Source organism: Virgibacillus ainsalahensis (assembly GCF_055380755.1).
On the sequence record NZ_AP043943.1, the window covers coordinates 2,118,567 to 2,137,665 of the forward strand.

The window sequence follows — 19,099 nt, forward strand, 5'->3', positions numbered from 1 at the left end:
TCCGCACCTTGTCTTCATATTAACCTTATTTTCCTGTAATCAACCCTGTATTGATTTATTATACAGTTTTACTTTGCTCTGCAAGGAAATCAATTGCCTTACTGAATTTCAGATCATTTTTCAACATATCTGTATTTCCACCAAGCATTTGTTTCAATTGCTCTTTATCTGTACCATACATGCCAGCCATCTTCTCAAGTTCCGCTTCAACATCTTCTTCAGATACTTCCAGGTTTTCTGCATTAATGATTGCTTCTAGTGTGAGATTTGTTTTAACACGTTTCCCAGCATCCTCTTTCATTTGTTCTTTTAATGCAGCTTCATCCTGACCGGAAAATTGTGAATACATTTCCATTGTCATACCCTGCGCCTGTAGACGCTGTTCAAATTCCTGCACCATACGGTCCAATTCAGAATCTACCATAACTTCCGGGATTTCAACTTGAGCATTGTCAGATGCTTTTTCCAACAGCGTTTCACGTTTTTGGTTTTCTGCTTCCTGCTGTTTCTGTCCTTCAAGTTCTTCTTTTTTCTTATTTTTCAGCTCATCAAGTGTTTCTGCTTCTTCATCAACATCTTTGGCAAATTCATCATCAAGTTCAGGAAGTTCTTTATATTTCACTTCACTAATATTAACTTTGAATGTTGCTTCTTTACCAGCCAAATCTTCTGCGTGATAGTCTTCAGGGAATGTTACTTCAATTTCTGTATCGGCATCAATTGCTTTTCCAACCAGTTTTTCTTCAAACCCTGGAATAAATTGGCCGGAACCAATTTCCAATGAATGATTTTCGCCCTTACCGCCTTCAAAAGCCTCCCCATCAAGGAAACCTTCAAAGTCCATAACAACCGTGTCACCTTCTTCGATAGTTCCTTCTTCTTTCACTACAAGTTCAGCCTGTTCCTGACGAAGCTTTTCTATTGTTTCCTCAACTTCTTCATCTGAAACTTCTACAGATTGTTCTTCCACTTCCAATCCTTTATATTCACCCAGCGTTACTTCAGGTTTAACTTGAACTTTCGCTGTGAAAACAAGGTTTTCTCCCCGCTCGATATTCTCGATGTCCACTTCCGGCTGCTCAATTGGTTCGATAGCCGCTTCATCAATCGCTTTTACATACGCATTCGGGAGAACAATATCAACTGCATCCTGATACAGTGATTCAACACCAAAGCGATTTTCAAATATTTTACGTGGTATTTTCCCTTTACGGAAACCAGGAATCTGCACATCTTTTGAAACTTTTTTGAATGCCTGATCCAATGCTGTTTCAAATTCATCTGCAGGTACTTCGAATGTTAATACCCCTATATTCCCTTCTTGCTTTTCCCATTTTGCTGTCATAAAAATTCCCTCCAAAATCTATTGTTTCATACATTTTTCACATTCATTATTATAATAATGACCAAATTTACAACCATCTTATTATAACATACATACTATGCCTTTCAAGCATTTGTCAACGTATCCATCAATTAATCTTCAAAAATACTCATATATAATGCATTACAAACCTTTATTTCTTTCATATAAAGTGTAACTGTATCACTTATTTTTTCTTCTGATTGTGTATGTAAATGTAAATATTCTGATCCAACCTGTTTTAATGCTTCAGCAATTTGTACAGCATCTTCATCCGAAGGCATGATCGGATAGCGAACATATGCATAGCGAAATAAGAGCTTATCCAGAAAATAAAATAATGATGGATTCTTTTGTTCCAGTTCACTATTCAATAAATATATTTGTTTAAAAGTCGGGTCTGTTTTAATATCCAAAACATCCGTAGGTTTAATGGTTTTATGTAAATCCAGTTTATGTATATCAACATCTTGCGAAATCCCACTATCCTTGAGCCATTTTAAAATCGCTGTCTGTACGACGGGGTGAATTTCCTCATCAGCTAAATAACTTATGATATTTCTCTCAGGCGTTGCCCTCGACCGTCTTAGATTTTCAACCAGATGCCATTGTCTGGTGTGATTTCGTTCCTTTACAGCATTATAAAAATCTTGTAAATGCGCCTTGGACTCTTCTATGGATAAATCACTTTTCATTTTTTCACTTATGTTATAAAGCTGCTCAAATTGTTCTTTAAGCACAGATGGTATTGCATCTGTTTCCAATTCGAATTCTACTTGCTCCATTAATAAACTATATTGATCTGTCTGAAAGAGGATTGTTAAATAGATATGAAAATAATGATAGTAATTTTCATCCCTTCGATTTAAAAATTCCTCACACAAATTCTGTGCTTCATTATAGCGCCCCAGTTCCATCAGACAAATTAATTTACCAATGATAATCTCATGCTTATTAACTTGATAACTAATTAATTTATTTAATTTGGATAATGCTTTTTCGTATTTCTTTTCCTTTAATGCTTGCAGACTTTCTTCTTCCAATATGGTCTTCCACTTGGGAAAAAGAATGACATTATCGTTGGCAGATTGATTTTGCATTTATTCTCCCCTTCCTAATGATTATGTATCGTATTAATAGTACCGTCAATTGATATATATTCCCAAAATTGTTATTTCTAAAACATCTGACAAAAAGGAATTAACAAAAGCTCTGGGGCCTGATCCCCCAAGGCATAGATTTAAGTACGAAACTCACAGTGATGTTCTATCTCATGCGGGAGTTTCTTGCTTAAGACATCGAGGGTAAGCGCTGGAGCTTGCCGAGGCATTTACGGTCAAGGTCTAATATGGTGCCAAATATTTAAAAATTCTTAACTATTAAAAAGAGAAACCTATAAAATTAAAATAGGTTTCTCTTTGATGACGTCCCAGGCAGGATTCGAACCTGCGACCCACAGCTTAGAAGGCTGTTGCTCTATCCTACTGAGCTACTGGGACACTGTAGTATGTATGGAGCGGGTGAAGGGAATCGAACCCTCATCATCAGCTTGGAAGGCTGAGGTTTTACCACTAAACTACACCCGCATATTTATTGATGTAATATTTAATAAAGCTCCCTGCATCTATCAGGCTATTCAGTGGAAGATTTGCTTGTATTAATCTACATCCGCTTGCCGTTGTTATTTTTTTAACGGACAAGAATCATTATATGCATTAGAGTGTTTTTTGTCAACAGTTAAATTGGAAAATAGTTTACAAAAGCTTGTACTTTATAGCTAAATACTATAAGACAAGCTTTTGAATTCTATAAAGACACTTTGTATGAAATGTCTTCTACAAACTGTCCATTTGTGGTATAAAAGTTCACTTGAATATTATTTATACTGTCCCATTCCATGATTGCATACGTTCTTTCAGATCTACTTCTTGGTAGGCGAATACTTCCAGGGTTAATAAATAATTGGTTTCCATGCTTCTCTGCACCGGCCACATGCGTGTGACCGAAACATATTACTTGCGCAGACACTTCCTCCGCCCGATAGGCTATTGTCATCAGATTAGCCTTTACATTATGAAGATGGCCGTGTGCGACAAAAAAAGTGAGTCCGTCAACCGTTATTGTTTGTTCATCAGGAAATCGAGTGTCATGGTCAGTATTCCCGCCAACTTTATAAAACCCATCTAATTCTGGAAAATCCATATCCAATTCGGAATCTCCGCAATGAATCATATGGTTTAATTGATGGCGTTCTTTTATTTCTACAATTTCGTCGGTCAACCCATGGCTGTCACTTAAAATTAAAACCTTCGTCATATCAGAGACCCTCCTATATTGTTTTTATCCAGTCTTTCAACTGGTCCATTGCATTTTTACGATGACTAATTTGATTTTTCTCTTCTTTAGATAGCTCTGCCATTGTTTTTAGATGATTGGTCGGGATAAAAATCGGATCATAGCCAAATCCATTTAGCCCTGCCTCACTCAATGCAATACTTCCTTCACAATAACCTTTTCGGAAGAGTGTTTTCTTGCCAGGAATTGCAACAGCCAGAACACAAACAAATCTGGCTGTTCTTTTTTCGACAGGGATTCCTGATAATTCACCTAAAACTTTTTCAATATTTTCCTGATCATTTTTCTTCTCACCTGCATATCTGGCTGAAAAAATCCCCGGTTTCCCGTCCAATGCATCAATCAGCAATCCCGAATCATCTGCTAACACAGGAATGGATAAAACAGCTGCATTTTGTTCTGCCTTTAATGCTGCATTTTCTTCAAAGGTCGTACCAGTCTCTTCAACTTCTGGGACTTCTTCTGTCAGATCCAATAAAGATAAGGCTTCTATATTATATGTAGAAAAGAAGTCTTTGAACTCTTTTGCTTTTCCTTCATTTTTGGTTGCAATCATAATCTGCTTCATTTCGTGTCTCCTATATTTTGGTTTCACCTATTCGCTCTGACAATTCGCCTATGATTGTTTTTTGCTTCTCAGTTATCTGCTGTAAGCCTTCGTTTGCAAGTTGTAGCATCTTTTGCAACTGGCTATAGGAAAAGGTTGCTTCCTCCCCTGTCCCCTGTAATTCGACAAACTCCCCGGAGCCGTTCATTACAACATTCATGTCAACAAACGCTTCAGAATCCTCCTTATAATTCAAATCCAAAATTTCAGTTCCATCAGGTAATACGCCAACAGAAATTGCACTGAGGAAATCAGTGACAGGCATTTTGGCTATTGTCTTTTTTTCTATTAATTTACCAAAAGCAAGTACGACTGCAACAAATGCCCCAGTTATGGAAGCCGTCCTTGTCCCTCCATCAGCCTGAATAACATCACAATCAACCCAAACTGTACGTTCTCCTATTTTGTCTAAATCCACAACAGAACGCAATGCTCTCCCGATTAGTCGTTGTATCTCCATGGTTCTTCCACTGACTTTACCTTTGGATGACTCTCTGATATTCCTCTGTGCTGTAGCACGTGGTAACATCGCGTATTCTGCAGTGATCCAACCTTTGCCCTGGCCGCGCATAAAAGGAGGAACTCTATCTTCAACGCTCGCATTGCAGATGACCTTCGTATTTCCAACTTCTATTAAAATAGACCCTTCAGGGTGTGTAATATAATTTGGTGTCATCGTTACTGATCGTAAATCGTTTATTTTTCGTCCATCATTTCTCATCAAAAATCCTCCTTATTCAACCATTAGCTTAACATATTTTACACGAATGCAGCACATTAATACATTTTTCAGATCGAGTCAAGTATTTGTGGGAGATTTTTAAAGTCCCTTATTTTATATGGTTTTAGCTCCAATTTTGGTAGCGATTTCAGTTTTATATCTCTCCGTCCGTTAACACTTTTTTACTTTTTTAAATTCCTCGCAACCCTTTTAAAGCAGCTGTAACTGGTTTTCCAAGAGCCTGTTTTAAATAACCCAAGTTGTTCCGAGTTGCTTCTGCAGCGCTATCCTTCAGCTTCTCTACAAAGTGTTTAGGTGGCTTTTCTTCTTTGTTTTCCTGTGTTAATTCCTGCGTCTGATCAAGTATTCCATGTAGCGTCTTAATCTCCAGTTTATCTTTCAAAGCGACCATGATATCAATGAATTTATCAAGTCCTTTATTACTCCAACTACGCCCATTTTTAAGCCGTCTAGCGAAAAAACTCATTGTACCTTCTGCACTTCCCATTGGACGGAATCCTGTTGTGTCTATGCCTTTTCCTTTTAATTTTTCACGGTAATCTCCCAGTGCTTCCGGATATTGGGAAAGCTGCGCTATTAACGCTTCCAATCGCTCTTCTTTCTTTTCATTATCAAGCGTCCCCACAGCGCTATTTAACTCCACCATGAAACCTTCCCAGTCATATTTTGCTAGCTTCTTTCGGATGGAACGATACCTGGAATGATCCCGAAATAAACGCTGCACATCCCGGGCAACATGAAAACGATCAATGACAAAAGTTGCGTTGTGCTGGAAATAATCCCGGCAGGCTGTAATCCACTTCGCTCCATCACCGTTAATAACGAGATGGTGCTTGGTTGGATCATACTCGAAAGTCGTCATTAAATACTGTTCAAATTCCTCCCAAAACGGGAGTTTCCCTTCATGAATGAAATGGCGCTTTTCAACTAGCTTTGCTCGCTTGCCATTCATTTCCCAGCCCTGGTGCACACTGGCAATCTTGATTTCCCTACCTTTTTTGTTTTTCTCCTGACTTTTTGTGTAAAGCCCGTCAACCTCCACAAATACAACATCATTTTCAAGTGGTACTGATTCTTCCGGAACTACCTCCGTATTCAAAAGCTGTTGGCGTATACCTTCATGACTGATTACAGGGTAGCCCAAAAGCTTCTCCATGGCTTTACCAGCCTGTCGATAGGAAACACCTGTCACAGCTAGTTCAATAGCTAAATCCTGCACCACTGGACTCATACCCTTCGTACCATCAAAAGCCAAATATTGGTCCAGTAAATAGACGTACTTTCCAGTTTTTTTATCCTTATAGTAATTTCTTTTCAGTTCCACCTGACCAAAAACAGATTCGAACTTTAATGTTCTTTTATCCTTTAAATAAAATCTTTGCTTATCTCTTCCTAAAGCAATCGCCTCATCTAATTCCTTAAGGGTTTTTGCCATCAGCTGAGAAAAACTTTCCTGTAAAGCACGGTATGTAATTTGTTCTAATTCTTTCATTGTTAGCGTAGATATGATATCTTTCATTTGAGGACCTCTTTCTATAGTTGTTGTTGTCGAAGACTTAACTATATAAAAGAAGGTCCTTTTTTTCATTCAAAATGCTTTTCAACTACTATCGCGCTCCGCTTGCTGGCCTCATTTTTGGTGTTGAAGTCTTACGACTTCAACACCAAAAACGAGGTATATGTTCTCCCATAAACATTTTACTCTAACCATTTTTCAAAATCTAAAGGTGCTTGTGCTGGCTTTAGCCCAATCGGCTGGCTTTGGCTCATCAAATTAATATGTCCTTTTATACTTAACTGCGAACAAGAAAAAAAGGCTGTGATCAACAGCCTTTAAAGTTATAGTTTTTCCGTTGATGAAAAGGTTTGTCTCGTGACCGGCTCATCATAAGTTTCGCCATTTTCATTCACTAATTGATCCACATTTTCAACTTTTACCTGAACTGCTTCAACTGATTGTTGCTCAGTTAGTGTTCGAACCAATGATTCCATTACTTCATCAGAAATTACCGCTTGTTCGGCTTCTGCCAGAATCTCATCACTAAATTCTAATTCCAGCACACCATCGTCTAATGTTGGCTTACGAGTAAGTGAAATACTATCATTAAATACATGTGTTACATTTGTATCGTATCCGGGACCTTCGATTAAGCTATGAACAATTGAATTGAACATGTTCTCACTATTATTTTCGATATACTGTGTTACTGGGACATAATATCGATTTTCATTATGCTCTGCCGGATAATACATTGTTACTGCCTTACTATTAACCAAATCCAATGTATCTGTGTCTGTAATATTAATTCCATTCGCTTTTGAATAACCTTCACCAATCGGTGTTCCATTAACCGGCATGGATTCCTGCGGAGAACCATTTATTCTCAACTGCATCTTTTCTACACTGTCAAATTGTGTCAATGTATGTGTCATCGCTTCAAGTATTTTTAATTCATCTTCCGCTTTATAATTTTCAAATTCCTCGGAAACATCCACAATCATCGTACCATTTTCATTCAAATTCAAACCTAATATTTCAGTTCCTTCAGGCAATACAGCCTGAAATCCATTTGGCAGCATGGATGTTACTGGTCCGCCTTTCACTAAATGTTCCAGCACTTGAGCAGCTACTTCTTTGGATTCAATCATCGGCAGTTCCAAGGTTTGAGATGCAACCATACCATTGGAATCAACTAAAAATAATTGTCTTGCTACGGTTTCTGATTCAGTTACTTCTTCCTCGGAAACTTCTTCCTCGGAAACCTCTTCCGTTTCTTCAGATTCTTCGCCCTTTGCTTCTTCTAAATTATCCACCGCTTCTGCATCTTCTGGTGGGTCTATTTCCTCTAATGACTGTTCTCCTTGAAAGCAACCTGCCAATATAATGGTCAATGTCAAGGCCCCTGTCAAAAAAATTCCGCGCTTCAGCATGTCATTCCCCCCTATGATGGTTTGTACTATTATATATACGAGCACACCATAAAAATAGACCAACAATGCAAAATTAAAACAGAATAATTTTTTGAAAAACAAGAGCGCAAGTCCGCCTCCCAACTGATATTAGTACGAGAAAAATTATTTATTATAACTACGATAAACCAAGAATATACCTTTTTCTGGTTGGCTCTTTCGCTGAAATTTTGTTGCTCTTTAAGGTCGCAGTTGATATAAAAGACGAAGTAACTTAACAGTGATTTCCTCTCATCCTTACAAAATAGGTGCTAATACAGCGCTGCTTAGAATAGCTTTCTGTTTAAGGGAGAATACATTCATGAAACATAAATTCCATGAGCTTTATCCTTTCTATAAAGAACATCACTCCAAGCGTAGGCAGAATACGTAGACTGTGGGAATAGCACGAGTCTGAAGACCCCGGAAGAAGCGTTCTTTGCTTCTGAGGAGGCTAAAGCCGTGCCCACGGAAAGCGAAGTATTCTGCCGAAGCGATTGTGATAGCACTCGGGTTCAAAAGAAATGGAAGAAACAAAATCACGGTAAAATTACGTCGTCTTTTATATCTTTTCTGTCAAAAACAACAGGTTTTTTTGATGGGACGAGTAATCGCAGTCCCAAGTCTTTTTGATGGGATGAGTAATCGCAATCCCAAATCATTTCGGTGGGGCGAGTAACTGTAGTTCCGTTTTATAGAAAACACACTTCTGGTTTAATTAGTTGTATTCATTAAAGATGGTACATGATGTTAGCCGTGATGTTGATTTCTTACCATATAAAAAAGCAGAAGTCTCATTGACTCAAGACTCCTGTTGTTGGATGATGCCTGCTTTTTTTATTGTAAGCAATAGGGAATGCGTATGGGTGAAAATACTCTTAGCTATTTCCATAAATATATCTAGATTACCGGTTGCGTAAAATTGATGAACCGGCATTTCCTCCCGTCCACTTGATAGGTTATGCACATCCAAAATTGTACTGGTTTCCCTGGCAGTTTCTTCACTGGATGAGATAACCGTAACATTCTCTCCAATTACTTTCTGAATTGTATCCCTTAGCAAGGGATAATGTGTACATCCAAGAATTAGTGTATCCATATTATTTATTCTTTTCATTGGTTCCAATGTATCCGCTACAACATCATCGGCTTGACTACCTGATAAAATTCCTTGCTCAACCATAGGTACAAATAGAGGACAGGCTAATGCGTTTACCCGGATACCCGGTTTGATTTCTTGAAGTGCCTTTGTGTACGCTCCACTTCTGATTGTTCCTTCCGTTCCAATGATACCTACATGATTATTGTTTGTGAATTTAATTGCAGCACGAGCACCTGGTTGAATAACACCAATAACCGGGATATCCAATTTTTCCTGGAGATCTTTTAATGTAAAAGCGGTTGCGGTATTACATGCAATGACAAGCATTTTTATATCCTTCTCCAATAAAAAATCAACCATTTCCCATGTGAACTTTTGAACCTCCGCTTTCGATCTTGGACCATAGGGACATCTGGCCGTGTCACCTAAATAAATTAATTTCTCTTTTGGCAGCTGGCGCATGAGTTCATGTGCTACTGTTAAGCCCCCCACACCAGAATCAATAACTCCAATAGCTTGCTCCAAGTATATCGCCTCTTCTATGTTGTTATTTTTCATGAACATTTTTCATTTCTTTATATAAAATGTCTAATAGTTCGCTTAAGTTTTCTGTTTGCTCTTCGGAAAACTTTTCCAATACTTCACCTAAATACTCCCGGCGCTTTTCAATTACTTCACGAATGATTTTTTCACCTTTATTCAATACGTGAATCCTGACAACACGACGGTCTTTCATATCTCGTATTCTTTCAACAAGTTCATTTTTTTCCATACGATCTACTAAATCGGTCGTTGTACTAAAAGCAAGACTTAATTTATTGGATAATTCTCCAATTGTTAGATCTCCCTCTTCCAGCAACCATTGCAGTGCTACAAACTGCGGAGATGTAATCGGATAATTGTTTAATATTCTGCGACCATTTTGCTTGATGATACCTGATATATAACGAAGCCTTTTTTCTACATCCATAATAACATCTGTTGATATGTCGTTATTCAAAGAAGTCCCCCCTAAACTGTACTGAAAATCATTTTAACATAAGAATTATAATAGATGACATAATCCGTATTGTGCCTTTCAGTATTATATCAAAAAAACTGCCCTGGATTATGAAAAATACCTTTTGACATTATAAATGTGCGCACCGATTTCTTCTTTTTTCATAAGCTATAAAGACTAAATAATTGCCCTTCAACCTGCAGCTCTATGACAGCAAGGAGGGGTTAACATTTGAAGGACAACGCGTATCAACCGAAGCAATTATTAACTAAACGTGAAAAAGAAGTGTTCGAACTGTTAGTACAAGACAAAACAACAAAAGAAATTGCCCAAGAATTGTATATATCAGAAAAAACTGTCCGCAACCATATTTCAAATGCTATGCAAAAGTTAGGTGTAAAGGGGCGTTCACAGGCCGTAGTTGAACTTCTTCGCATGGGGGAATTAAAACTCTGAAAAAACCGGCTTCCACTAAACGGAAGCCGGTTTTGGTATGTTCGTGAAATTTATTTTATCGCCTTATTCATAGGTCTTAGCCGTCCTATGTACGAAGAAAATGCTATATTTGTCACCTATCATTTATTTCCATTAACTTATTTTTAACCAAGTCAGTTAGCGGAACTGGTTTGCCTGTTCCAGGATTTATGTATACCATCCTGCCCCGTCCGGTTAATGTAATTTCATTTTTATCATTTAGAGCCATATAATGAATGTCAAATGAAGTATTTCCTACATAGTCTACTTTTACATAGAGCTTTAAATGATCATGAAAATATATTTGCTGATGGTAATCACATTGCAGATCGGCAACAACTGGCATGCCCTCTTCATTTTTTTCGTCATTAAACATACCTGCCCTCTGCAAAAATGCAATCCGAGCTTCTTCAAAATATATAAATGGCGATACATTATTCACATGACCAAACATATCTGTTTCTGAAAAACGGATGTTAATTGGAATCGAAAAAGTAAATCCAGCTCGCCATTCTTCCAAATCCTTAACATAGGGAATAGATTTCATCAAATTATTCCCCCCTTTCCAGTAAAAAATTACTCTTATTTATTGCAGTTAGGATTTTTTAGCAGTTAAAACTTTCTTACTGCGTAAGTGCGAGCTTGATCTCGTCACAAAGCGGTGACAAAAGCGAAATTTCTGATATTTTCCTTTATTTGATAAAAGACCCTAATCACAAGTGATTAGGGTCTTTTATCTTGTCGCATCGAATTAATGCGCATTGTCACTTCCAAAGAAATTCTTAAATGCCTGGATATTTGTTGCACGGTTCATTGCAGCGATTGATGTGGTTAATGGAATACCTTTTGGACATACCTGCACACAGTTTTGTGCGTTACCGCAACCATCTATTCCACCATCTTCCATTAGACCGTCCAACCTTTCACTTGCATTCATCTCTCCAGTTGGGTGTGAATTAAACAGTCGAGCCTGGGACAGGGCGGCAGGACCGATAAAGTTTGATTTATCATTTACATTCGGACAAGCTTCTAAACAAACACCGCAAGTCATACATTTTGAAAGTTCATATGCCCATTGTCGTTTTTTCTCAGGCATACGAGGACCTGGACCTAAATCGTGGGTTCCATCAATTGGAATCCATGCTTTTACTTGTTTTAATGCGTCAAACATGCGTTCACGATCAACAATTAAATCACGGACAACCGGAAATGTTGACATCGGTTCTAAATGAATCGGCTGTTCCAGTTTATCAACAAGAGTAGCACAGGATTGTTGTGCGGTTCCATTAATTACCATGGAACATGCACCACAAACTTCTTCCAGGCAATTCATGTCCCAATATACTGGAGATGTTTCCTTTCCATCAGCATTAACCGGATTCTCACGAATAGACATTAATCCCGATATCACGTTCATGTTTTTACGATACGGAACATTGAAAGTTTCTTTATAAGGAGCGGATTCTGGACTGTCCTGTCTAGTTATTATAAAAGTAACTGTTTGGTGTTCTTCAGCCATTATTTCTTACTCCCTTCACTTGTTTTAGAATAGTCACGCTTACGTGGTTCAACCAATGATACATCTACATCTTCATAACTGAATACCGGCGATTCTGTTTCTCTATTAAATTGTGCAATAGTAGTTTTCAACCACTCTTCATCATTACGTTCCGGGAATTCCGGTTTGTAGTGGGCGCCCCGGCTTTCATTACGATTATATGCCCCCATTGTAATCACACGTGCCAAATGCAGCATGTTCTTTAATTGCCTTGTGAACATTACACCCTGATTGCTCCAGCGCGATGTATCATTTAGATTGATATTATCCCAGCGTTGGATAAGTTCCTTGATTTTTTCATCTGTCTGAAGAAGTTTATCGTTTTCGCGTACAACGGTAACATTATCTGTCATCCATTCACCCAGTTCTTTATGAAGTCGATAAGCATTTTCTTTCCCATCCATTTTCATCATTGCTTCGAACTTCTCTTCTTCTTCTTTTACTTTTGCATCAAAGAGTTCAGTTGGCATATCTTCCGCATGTTCCTCGAGTCCATCGATATATTCGATAGCTTTTGGACCCGCAACCATTCCACCGAAGATAGCAGAAAGAAGGGAATTTGCACCCAGACGATTACCACCATGCTGTGAATAATCACATTCACCTGCAGCAAATATACCAGGAATGCTTGTCATTTGGTTATAATCCACCCATAATCCACCCATTGAGTAGTGAACAGCAGGGAAAATTTTCATTGGTACCTTACGTGGGTCTTCCCCAACAAATTTTTCATAGATTTCAATGATTCCACCAAGCTTAACATCGAGCTCTTTCGGATCTTTATGCGATAAATCCAGATAAACCATATTCTCGCCATTGATTCCCAGTTTCTGATTTACGCAGACATCAAAAATTTCACGTGTTGCGATATCACGTGGCACAAGGTTTCCATATGCAGGATACTTCTCTTCAAGGAAATACCATGGTTCGCCGTCTTTATACGTCCAGACGCGCCCACCTTCACCTCTCGCTGATTCGCTCATTAATCGTAATTTATCATCCCCTGGTATAGCAGTTGGATGAATCTGTATGAATTCACCATTCGCGTATTTTGCTCCCTGCTGGTACAATGCACTGGCAGCAGAGCCCGTGTTGATCATTGAGTTTGTAGACTTACCAAAGATGATTCCCGGTCCACCTGTAGCCATGATAACAGCATCAGACGGGAAGGATTTAATTTCATGTGTTTTAATATCCTGTGCGGCAATTCCTCTTCCAACACCATCATCATCTAAAACGGCTCCTAAAAATTCCCAACTCTCAAATTTAGTAACTAAACCTTCCACTTCGTAGCGACGAACCTGTTCATCCAATGCATATAGTAATTGCTGTCCTGTTGTTGCACCGGCATATGCAGTACGATGATGCTGCGTACCACCAAAACGGCGGAAATCGAGCAACCCTTCCGGTGTACGGTTAAACATTACGCCCATACGATCCAGCATATGTATAATACTTGGTGCTGCATCTGCCATTGCTTTAACTGGAGGCTGGTTCGCCAAAAAGTCACCACCGTAGACGGTATCATCCAGGTGAATAGCCGGAGAATCCCCTTCCCCTTTTGTATTTACTGCGCCATTTATCCCACCTTGAGCACACACAGAGTGAGAGCGTTTTACAGGTACAATGGAGAACAGATCTACATTCACCCCTGCTTCAGCTGCTTTAATTGTTGCCATTAGACCGGCAAGTCCACCACCGACAACAGCAATTTTACGATTACTCATGATAATGACTCACTCCCTTTTTGCTATTTTCTATTCTTAAACACCGTATGCGAATGTAATTAATGTTCTAATTCCAAGGTAACTTATGCCTAAAAACAGTAGTACCGTTGCGTATGTAGCAATCTTTTGAGATTTTGGAGATTGTGTGAAACCCCAGGATACCAGGAAGCTCCATAACCCATTTGCAAAATGAAATACAGCTGAAAGTACACCAATGACGTAGAACCAAAACATAATTGGATTTGTCAGAATACCTTCCATCAGGCTATAGTCAAGATCAGCATTACCAAGGCCAATTTGCACACGAGTTTCAAATACATGCCATGCAATGAATACTAGTGTAATAACCCCTGTAATACGCTGCAATTTAAACATCCAGTTCCGCATATACCCATATTTACTAACATTGTTTTTTGCTGTAAACACAATATATACACCTAGAACAGCATGAAATAATATCGGCAGATAAATTACGAATATCTCTAGTAAAAGAATAAATGGAAGCCCTGCCATAAATCCGGCTGCCTGATTGAAACTTTCCTCCCCGTACACAGCAAAATGGTTAATTACCAGGTGCTGAACAAGAAAAATCCCGATTGGGACCACCCCTAATAAGGAATGTAATCTCCTGTAAAAAAACTCACGATGCTCTGCCATGTGTTTCCCCCCTTAGTTTATCATGATAATAGTTTTTGTTTGCAATCATATAGACAATAAGGTATAAAACTATAATTATCAATCTATTGGTTTTATTGTCTAATAGTGCAAAATTTGTAACATGTTTATTGTACTTCTAACTGTGAAAAGCGTCAAGAAAAGGAGAAATCAATTTTAAAATATTTAGAGTGTTATATTGTCCTCATTATCCTGCCATTAACATACGGGAAAAATTTCAATTGGATACTTGCTTAATCGCTCAAAAATATAGATAATAATATTACAATGATTGAATTGGTTACATAGAATAGAAAGGATGACATCTTTGTCAAAAAATGCAGAAACACTCTCCGCGACACAACTGGATGAATTATACCATTCCGGTGCTGGTTATGATGTATTGCGCTATATATCTCTACCGGAATTATTAGGGACTGAATCACATACACTACTGTATTTTATGGGAAGAAACCTGGCTAGAAAATTTGATATGGATACGTTGGAAGATATTTACTATATTTTCGAGAAGCTCGGTTGGGGAAGATTGGAGCTTATTAAAGAAAAAAGAAAAGCATTCGTTTTTCAACTCATGGCAGACGCGGTAGTACACCGCCTTAACGCCTCAATCACTACAGAATTCCGTATGGAAGCCGGATTCCTTGCAGAAGCTTTACAGAAAATAAAAGGAGCAGAGTGTGAATGTATGGAAGAGATTAACCGTAAAATTCACCAAATAGAGTTCACAGTAATGTTAACCAAATAAAGGCAAAAGCTGCAGTGTAAATAATGCAGCTTTTGCCTTTATTTTTCCTTTTTGTTTAAATGCCAGATGATATCTCGAGCAGTATTTTCAGGGATTCCCAATTTTGTTATTTCTGTCAGTGTAGCGCTTCGTATTTCATTGATCGATTTAAAATGAGTTAGTAATAATCTTCTTCTTCGTTCGCCTACACCTGGAATTTTATCAAGTTCAGACCGGAATAAACTTTTCCCGCGTAATTGCCGATGAAAAGAAATGGCAAATCGGTGTACTTCATCTTGTATACGCTGGACCAAATAAAATTCCTGAGATTGTCTGGATAAGGGAACAACAGCAGGCGGAACCCCGTATAACAATTCACTTGTCCGGTGCTTGTCGTCTTTTGCCAGTCCACACAATGGTATATCGAGACCCAGTTCATTTTCCAACACATCAAGGGCTGCACTCATTTGTCCTTTTCCACCATCGACAATAATCAGGTCCGGTAAAGGTAAATCTTCTTTTAACACCCTTGTATATCGCCTTCTTATTACTTCACGCATTGTTTCATAATCATCAGGTCCCTTGACATCTTTTATTTTATATTTACGATATTCTTTCTTATTAGGCTTTCCATCCTCAAAAACAACCATTGCGGAGACAGGATCAGTTCCTTGAATATTGGAGTTATCAAAAGCTTCAATACGGTGAGGCATTTCAATATGAAGCATATCTCCGAGCTGCTCCACAGCTAAAACCGTCCTTGCTTCATCACGCTCGATTAGAGAAAATTTTTCATCCAAAGAAATTTTTGCGTTTTTCATCGCCAACTCTACAAGTTCCTTTTTACGCCCGCGAAAAGGTGTATGGGCATCAACTTCCAGGAGTTCTTTTACCATTTCTTCATCTGCTCCGATCGGCAACAGAATTTGTTTTGGTTTCGGGTGATGTTGATGTAAATAAAAGCGGCCAATATAACTGATAAAGGTTTCCTCCGCTTCATCAAAAAACGGAAAAATAGCTACATCTCTTTCCATCAGCTTTCCCTGCCTGATAAAAAATATCTGAATGCACATCCAGCCTTTATCATAGCTGTAGCCGAATATATCTCTGTCTACACTGTCATTTAGCGTCATTTTCTGCTGCTCCATCACGACCTCAATATGTTGAAGCTGGTCTCGCAATTCTTTAGCACGTTCAAAGTTAAGCTGTTCACTGGCCTCATGCATTTTATTGCTTAAATCTTTTTTTATTTCTTTGTATCCACCTTGAAGAAAGGATGTTATATTTTGTACGATGGAACGATACCGTTCATGGGATGGAGGTTTTTCACTGCATGCAAGACATTGCCCCATATGAAAATATAAACAAGGACGACCGGGCGGGTTATTACATTTTTTCAATGGATATAATCGGTCGAGAAGTTTTTTTGTTTCTCTTGCTGCAATAACATTCGGATATGGACCAAAGTATTTTCCCTTGTCCTTTTTCACTTTACGGGTAATAAGCAACCGTGGATGTCTTTCTGAAGTAATTTTAATATAGGGATATGTTTTATCGTCCTTCAACATCACATTATATTTAGGGTCATATTTTTTAATTAAATTCATTTCCAGAATCAATGCTTCAATTTCCGAAGATGTCACCACATACTCAAAGTTCTCAATTTCCTGTACCAGCCGTTGTGTCTTACGATCATGAGCGCCTGTAAAATAAGAACGGACCCGGTTTTTAAGCAGTTTGGATTTGCCTACATAGATTACTCCGTTATGTTTATCCTTCATTAAGTAACAACCCGGTTGTGCGGGTAAAACAGCTAATTTTTCTTTTATTGTCTGATTCATTTCAACGCTCATCCCTTAAAAATTACATATTATAACTAAAGATGATCCCTTGTTACAGAATAACAAGGGATCAAATGTTTCGTTACATATAATTATACTATTTTTACGCATGTTTGTTAATTAAATCAACTAATGCTTCTTTCGGTTGGAAACCAATGACTTGATCAACAACATCACCGTCTTTAAACAATAATAGTGTTGGTATACTCATCACACCATATTTACCAGCCGTTTCCTGGTTTTCATCAACATCAAGTTTCACGATTTGGACTTTTTCTTCCATTTCGCCATCTATTTCTTCTAAAACCGGAGCAATCATTTTACAAGGTCCGCACCATGGCGCCCAGAAATCCGCCAGAACTAACCCTTCAGAAGTCTCCTTTGTGAAATTTTGGTCTGTTACATTTACAATTGCCATACCTATATTCCTCCTTAGTTAGGAAATCAATTCTTTTATTGAGTATATCACCGTTTATATTTTCATGCGAATAGTTTGCTTATACATTGGAAAACGGGGATTTTTGCCAATCCTATAGAGGATAGAGCTTGTATCCTGAAATAATGCAGTAATAAACTCTGTTTTATTCTTCTCCAAATATAGAACAAAAGCTCAAGGCACCTTGATCACCCTGAGGCAAGAGAAAATCCGACTAAGAGCTCCACTAATACGTGAGCAACGCCGAACTGACCTACATTGCGTGGACTATAAGCTTGAACGCACAGTGCTTTTTTGCTCATGAGGGAGTTCTTAGGCTTTTGAATTCAAACGGGGTAGTCGCCTCGACCTGGACATGGCATCTCCTAACAAGGGATTGATATATTGCCAAACGAGAAAAATTATTAATTATAACTACCATAATCAAAGAATATAGAAAACAGACTTCTGGTTAAACTAGCCTTTTTTATTATAGATGGTGGCGGCATACGCTTAGGCATCATATTGGTTTCTTATATTTTGAAAGACCTGACCAAATTGATCAGGTCTTTCCTTTATTGCACTTTTTTAATTTCTTCTGTCAACTGTGGAATCACTTCAAATAAATCCCCGACTATCCCATAGTCAGCTACATTAAATATATTCGCTTCCGGATCTTTATTGATTGCAACAATAACTTTTGAACTTGACATTCCTGCTAGATGCTGGATTGCTCCAGAAATACCAACAGCAATATACAAATCCGGCGTTACCACTTTACCTGTTTGGCCAATTTGCAACGCGTAATCACAGTATTCTGCATCACATGCGCCACGGGAAGCACCTACTGCACCGCCTAATACTTCGGCTAATTCATACAATGGCTTAAAGCCCTCTTCACTTTTCACACCACGTCCGCCTGCCACAATAACATTGGCTTCAGATAAATCCACACCCTCCGATGCTTTACGGATGACATCTTTAATAACGGTTCGAATGTCGGTTATATCCACATCTTTGGTGGAAATATCACCAGAACGTGATTCGTCACGTTCAAGAGAAGGAATATTATTTGGACGAATGGTTACAAATGTCAGTTCATTTGTAACAACCTTTTTCTCAAAAGCTTTTCCGGAATAGATTGGTCGGATAAATACAGTTTTATCTCCATCCATTTCTATATCAACTACATCTGATATCAAGCCACTCCCCAATTTACTGGCAAGCTTTGGTGTTAAATCTTTTCCTATCGATGTATGCCCCATCACAATCCCATCTGGAGATTCATCATTAATTACAGCCATCACGGACTGTCCATAGCCTTCCGATGTATACGTTTCCAATTTTTCTCCTTTTACGGTAACAACACGATTGGCTCCGTAATAGATCATTTCCTTTGCCTGATTATCCAGCTCTTCATTTCCACATATAACACCAACAATTTCTCCATCAGAATTGATTTTTTTAGCAGCAGCAATTGCTTCAAAAGTTACATTACGCAAAGACCCTTCTCTGTTTTCAGCTATTACTAGAAACTTGTTACTCATGTCTATTCCCCTTTCTGTGC

At 38.2% G+C, this 19,099-nt stretch carries 18 protein-coding genes and 2 tRNA genes; 2 read left to right on the forward strand and 18 right to left on the reverse strand.

What is annotated here, in order from left to right:
* Nucleotides 1-58: 58 nt before the first annotated feature.
* From tig to ACZ427_RS10385, 11 genes are all read right to left on the reverse strand, one after another.
* Nucleotides 59-1,345, reverse strand: a complete 1,287-nt coding sequence (tig, locus tag ACZ427_RS10335) for a trigger factor (protein WP_461177473.1) — start codon at nt 1,343-1,345, stop codon at nt 59-61.
* Nucleotides 1,346-1,476: 131 nt separating this feature from the next.
* Nucleotides 1,477-2,463, reverse strand: coding sequence for a tetratricopeptide repeat protein (locus ACZ427_RS10340; RefSeq protein WP_461177472.1), 987 nt, complete (start codon nt 2,461-2,463; stop codon nt 1,477-1,479).
* Nucleotides 2,464-2,788: 325 nt separating this feature from the next.
* Nucleotides 2,789-2,862, reverse strand: a tRNA-Arg gene (locus tag ACZ427_RS10345).
* Between the two features lie 13 nt (nt 2,863-2,875).
* Nucleotides 2,876-2,949 (reverse strand) — tRNA-Gly (locus ACZ427_RS10350).
* A 220-nt stretch (nt 2,950-3,169) separates the two neighbouring features.
* The gene (locus ACZ427_RS10355) at nt 3,170-3,679 is read right to left on the reverse strand and encodes a metallophosphoesterase family protein (RefSeq protein ID WP_461177471.1); all 510 of its coding nucleotides are present in this window, start codon (nt 3,677-3,679) and stop codon (nt 3,170-3,172) included.
* 13 nt (nt 3,680-3,692) lie between these two features.
* A complete protein-coding gene (locus ACZ427_RS10360) occupies nt 3,693-4,286 on the reverse strand; it encodes an XTP/dITP diphosphatase (RefSeq protein ID WP_461177470.1) in 594 nt (197 codons plus the stop codon).
* A gap of 10 nt (nt 4,287-4,296) precedes the next feature.
* The gene (gene rph, locus ACZ427_RS10365) at nt 4,297-5,046 is read right to left on the reverse strand and encodes a ribonuclease PH (protein WP_461177469.1); all 750 of its coding nucleotides are present in this window, start codon (nt 5,044-5,046) and stop codon (nt 4,297-4,299) included.
* Between the two features lie 190 nt (nt 5,047-5,236).
* Entirely contained in the window at nt 5,237-6,586 is a 1,350-nt protein-coding gene (locus ACZ427_RS10370; protein WP_461180035.1) for an ISLre2 family transposase, read from the reverse strand.
* A 320-nt stretch (nt 6,587-6,906) separates the two neighbouring features.
* Complete coding sequence (locus ACZ427_RS10375; protein WP_461179308.1) at nt 6,907-7,998, reverse strand: GerMN domain-containing protein; 1,092 nt, start codon at nt 7,996-7,998, stop codon at nt 6,907-6,909.
* Nucleotides 7,999-8,818: 820 nt separating this feature from the next.
* The gene (gene racE / locus ACZ427_RS10380; RefSeq protein ID WP_461179425.1) at nt 8,819-9,643 is read right to left on the reverse strand and encodes a glutamate racemase; all 825 of its coding nucleotides are present in this window, start codon (nt 9,641-9,643) and stop codon (nt 8,819-8,821) included.
* Between the two features lie 22 nt (nt 9,644-9,665).
* Nucleotides 9,666-10,088: a MarR family winged helix-turn-helix transcriptional regulator gene (locus ACZ427_RS10385; protein WP_461179426.1), complete on the reverse strand. Its 423-nt coding sequence runs from the start codon at nt 10,086-10,088 to the stop codon at nt 9,666-9,668.
* A 261-nt stretch (nt 10,089-10,349) separates the two neighbouring features.
* Between ACZ427_RS10385 and ACZ427_RS10390 the strand changes: the two genes are divergently transcribed.
* Complete coding sequence (locus ACZ427_RS10390; RefSeq protein ID WP_461179309.1) at nt 10,350-10,574, forward strand: helix-turn-helix domain-containing protein; 225 nt, start codon at nt 10,350-10,352, stop codon at nt 10,572-10,574.
* Nucleotides 10,575-10,686: 112 nt separating this feature from the next.
* Here the strand turns inward: ACZ427_RS10390 and ACZ427_RS10395 are convergent, their stop codons facing one another.
* The 4 genes from ACZ427_RS10395 to ACZ427_RS10410 form a co-directional block, all read right to left on the reverse strand.
* The gene (locus tag ACZ427_RS10395) at nt 10,687-11,139 is read right to left on the reverse strand and encodes an acyl-CoA thioesterase (protein WP_461179427.1); all 453 of its coding nucleotides are present in this window, start codon (nt 11,137-11,139) and stop codon (nt 10,687-10,689) included.
* 204 nt (nt 11,140-11,343) lie between these two features.
* Nucleotides 11,344-12,111: a succinate dehydrogenase iron-sulfur subunit gene (gene sdhB, locus ACZ427_RS10400; RefSeq protein ID WP_461179310.1), complete on the reverse strand. Its 768-nt coding sequence runs from the start codon at nt 12,109-12,111 to the stop codon at nt 11,344-11,346.
* The gene (gene sdhA / locus ACZ427_RS10405) at nt 12,111-13,877 is read right to left on the reverse strand and encodes a succinate dehydrogenase flavoprotein subunit (RefSeq protein WP_461179311.1); all 1,767 of its coding nucleotides are present in this window, start codon (nt 13,875-13,877) and stop codon (nt 12,111-12,113) included. Before sdhA ends, sdhB begins: the two co-directional genes overlap by 1 nt.
* Nucleotides 13,878-13,913: 36 nt before the next feature.
* A complete protein-coding gene (locus ACZ427_RS10410; RefSeq protein ID WP_461179312.1) occupies nt 13,914-14,534 on the reverse strand; it encodes a succinate dehydrogenase cytochrome b558 subunit in 621 nt (206 codons plus the stop codon).
* A gap of 316 nt (nt 14,535-14,850) precedes the next feature.
* Between ACZ427_RS10410 and ACZ427_RS10415 the strand changes: the two genes are divergently transcribed.
* Nucleotides 14,851-15,297 (forward strand): YslB family protein, encoded by a 447-nt coding sequence (locus ACZ427_RS10415; RefSeq protein WP_461179428.1) that lies wholly within the window; start codon nt 14,851-14,853, stop codon nt 15,295-15,297.
* Between the two features lie 38 nt (nt 15,298-15,335).
* Here ACZ427_RS10415 and uvrC read toward each other — a convergent pair whose 3' ends face one another.
* The 3 genes from uvrC to ACZ427_RS10430 all read right to left on the reverse strand — a co-directional run bounded on the left by uvrC (nt 15,336) and on the right by ACZ427_RS10430 (nt 19,079).
* Nucleotides 15,336-17,117: an excinuclease ABC subunit UvrC gene (gene uvrC, locus ACZ427_RS10420; RefSeq protein WP_461179313.1), complete on the reverse strand. Its 1,782-nt coding sequence runs from the start codon at nt 17,115-17,117 to the stop codon at nt 15,336-15,338.
* A gap of 103 nt (nt 17,118-17,220) precedes the next feature.
* Complete coding sequence (trxA, locus tag ACZ427_RS10425) at nt 17,221-17,535, reverse strand: thioredoxin (RefSeq protein WP_461179314.1); 315 nt, start codon at nt 17,533-17,535, stop codon at nt 17,221-17,223.
* Between the two features lie 572 nt (nt 17,536-18,107).
* On the reverse strand, nt 18,108-19,079 hold the full coding sequence (locus tag ACZ427_RS10430; protein WP_461179315.1) for an electron transfer flavoprotein subunit alpha/FixB family protein: 972 nt from the start codon (nt 19,077-19,079) through the stop codon (nt 18,108-18,110).
* Nucleotides 19,080-19,099: the final 20 nt, after the last annotated feature.